The sequence below is a fragment of the Bradyrhizobium sp. genome, from assembly GCF_019242285.1.
GTDB lineage: Bacteria > Pseudomonadota > Alphaproteobacteria > Rhizobiales > Xanthobacteraceae > Bradyrhizobium.
On the sequence record NZ_JAFAVV010000177.1, the window covers coordinates 1 to 3,114 of the forward strand.

2 protein-coding genes and 1 pseudogene are annotated in these 3,114 nt (G+C 64.5%); 1 reads left to right on the top strand and 2 read right to left on the bottom strand.

The features are described 5' to 3' along the window. Positions 1-198, top strand: a pseudogene (locus tag JOY90_RS06655) (bifunctional heptose 7-phosphate kinase/heptose 1-phosphate adenyltransferase); the annotation flags it as partial. 211 nt (positions 199-409) lie between these two features. Here the strand turns inward: JOY90_RS06655 and JOY90_RS06660 are convergent. Further along, complete coding sequence (locus tag JOY90_RS06660; protein WP_291690356.1) at positions 410-961, bottom strand: enolase C-terminal domain-like protein; 552 nt, start codon at positions 959-961, stop codon at positions 410-412. Positions 962-1,097: 136 nt separating this feature from the next. Next, positions 1,098-3,114, bottom strand: a 2,017-nt coding sequence (locus JOY90_RS06665; RefSeq protein WP_291690357.1) for a hypothetical protein, incomplete at its 5' end; no start/stop codon positions are given.

Consider the following 3,114-nt stretch of genomic DNA (forward strand, 5'->3'; position numbering starts at 1 on the left):
GAGGAGGACACGCCGGAGGAGACGTTGGAGGCGCTGCGGCCGGATCTGCTGGTCAAGGGGGCGGACTACACGCTCGACCGGGTCGTCGGCGCGGAGCTGATGCAGAGCTGGGGCGGCCGGGTATGGCTGGCCGAACTGCTGTCGGGCCACTCGACGACGGCGACGGTGCGGAGGATTGCCGCGGGCACGGCCGATTAGCCTCCGATCGCCCTGACTGGAATCAGTCAGGATGAATAAGCTGGCCAGAGATGCTTAGAATCAGTCGGACTGACCGCAGTCAGGCCGATAAGAGGTCAAGCCGACCCGAATCGTTGCGCAACTCTGGATTGGTGGAACCCGCAAGTCCGGGCCGTTATTATTGCGTCATAAGGGTCGACGCAGCAGACCGGCGACCGCAGGCCGGCCGCGCTCAAGGTCCCTCGTCGGCCGGCCAGGGCAAGGGGCGCGGCGGGAACGGCCGGCCGGGCGCGGAGCGGATGGCCGCCTCGTCCATTTCGGTGCCCAGGCCGGGGCCGTCCGGCAGGCGGATGAACCCGTCCACCGGACGGAGCTGGTTGCGGCAGATGCGGTCGCCGACGTCCACGAACGGGATGAAGTATTCGGTGATGACGAAGTTCGGCATCACCGCGGTGGCGTGGACTGTCGCCGAGAGGGACAGCGTGGTGGAGTTGTAGTTGTGGGGCGAGACCGCCACCATGAACGGCTCGGCCATGGACGCAATCTCCTTCAGCTCAAGGATACCGCCGCAGTTGGAGACGTCGGGGTTCAGGATATCGGCGACGCGGGCTTCCAGGATGGGCCGGAAGGCGGCCTTGGTGAAGGCGTTCTCGCCCGTGACGATCGGGATGTTCACCGCGGCGCGGACCTCGGCGATCGCCTCGATGTGCTCGACCTGGCATGGCTCCTCCAGCCAATACGGCTCGAACGCCTCCAGCTTCCTGCCGAGGGCGATGGCGTGCATCGGCGGTGAAGCTCGATCAGCAGGTCGATATCGCTGCCCACCGCGTTCCGCACCGCCTCGTGCCAGGCTCGGAGCGGCTCGGCGGCGATTAGGCCGAGGTCGAAACTCGGCCCGCAGCGACGGCTGGCCGCCGTGGTTACGCGTTCCCGGCGACCTTATTCAGCTTTTTGTTGTACTCCAGCAGGGGATGGCTCACCATCGCCTGCGCCAGCGGCTGCCTGAATACCGGCGGGCACTCCTTGATCTGTGCCACTAGCGCCGCCCCTGCCTTGTCCAGCTCGGACTTCTTCGGTGGCGGATCGGTCGCGGCCAGCTTGCCGAACTTCGCCGCCGCCTCCGGCAGCTTGTTCGGAATCAGCTCGTATTCCACCAGCACGGGGCATTTGGCCATCAAGTATTTCAGCGCGTATTCTGGCCGGGTGTTGGCCATCTTCGCCAGGTAGCCGGCCTTGCGCGCGATGTCCCGCGCATCCATGTCGGCCTCCTTTTCCCCCTTCTTGCGCGCGCTCTTGTCCAGTCGCTCCATCAGCTTGGGATCGAGGGCCGCCAGCTCCTTGGTGAGCTGCACGCGCGGGGGCGCCGGCGTTCGCCCGGCGTCCTTGTTGCCCGCCTCCATGTCGCTCTTCCACTTCGCGACCTTTTTCTCCAGCTCGTCGCCCTTCAGGATCGCGCCTTTCTCGACGAGCTTCACCGTATTCTTCAGCTCGTCCCAGTTCCGCAGGACCTCGCGCATCTCTTTCATGGTCACCACCTCGCGGTGCGGCTGCTCTTTGCTCTGGATGGCGCCGCCATCGGCGAGGAAGGTCTCGATCGTCTTGTTCTTAACCTTCTTGTAGTCGGTCACGTCCTCCATCTTGATCCCGTCCAGGCAGTAATAGACCGGCTTTTTCTCCTGCTTGGCCCACCACAGCCCGGCCTTGCAGGCAAAGCTGGTCATGAATTTGTTGCTGTGGATGCCCGAGATGTCAGAAACCCCGATCAGAGCACGGTCGTCGGTCCGCCCCTCCACGTACGGCCGAGACTTGCCCTTGGTGTCCTGGGCCTCACGGCCGAAGGTCCCCTTCGGCACCTGCCCAACCAGCTCTTTGAGGAAAGCCGTGGCGTCCTTCTCGAATTCGGCAAGGAACTTGTCCTTGTCTCGCTTCACCTCGGCAAACTTTTCCTTCGTGTCCATGGCCTTCGTCACGGTCTTGAGGGCCGCGTCGACCACCTTCTTGATCTCTTTGTCGGGATCCTTGAGCAAGGCTTCGTAGGCCCAAGAGGAGAGAACCGGCTCCGCCGCCTCCCACAACTCCATCATCCGGATCGGCTTGATGCCGGCATCCGTCTCGTGCGCCGCCTGCACATAGGGCATGCGGATGTCCTCGAAGCCCCAGATCGTGCCTGGGTTTTTCTTGAACTCGCCGATCAGCTCCGAATTGGTCACCTCGTTCCAGGACGTTACCGTCACCGCTTTTCGCTGGTCCTTGAGGGTCGTGAAGATTTTCTGCGCCCCTTTGACCCTCTGCAGCCGCTCTTCGTCCCAGCCTCGGGCCTCGGCAGTGCCAAGCTTGCCGGTGTCGCGCAGTTCGCCCTGGATCAGGTGCTGCAATGGCTGCACGAAATCGCTGTACACCCCGATTCCGCCGGCCGTTTTGGACTGAGCGGCGACGGTCGTGTCCACGCCGCGTTCGATCAGGGCGCAGATCTCGTCATACCCTCCCGTCGCCCAGAGCCCGGCGCAGACGCGCGGCCCCAACCCCCGCTTGGTCTCGCCGATCCCCTTGCCGGAATCGTTCCACGTCTCCTTGCTGATCTGCCGGGCCAGCAGGTTGAACAGGTCAGTGTCGCGCTGCGTGTCCCGGTCGACCGGCGCCTCGTCGCCGGCCGACTTCTTGCCGCCGATCGCGACCAGCGCCGCCGCGACCACGTCGTCCTTCTTGCGCCCGAATGCCTTTTTTAAGTCGAGCTTCTTCAATGCCTCCGGATCGGCGGCGCTCAGCAGGATGGCGCCAAGCGCCGGGTCGCCCTGCACCGCCTTTTGCACCTTGGCATCGGTCAGCGGCATCAACTCCCGGATCTGCCGCTTGGTGTCCGCCGAGGTGACCTTTCCATAGAGATCGCGCACCTGGTCCAGGTTGCCGTCCTCGAACGCCTTCCGCGCGGTGCCGACC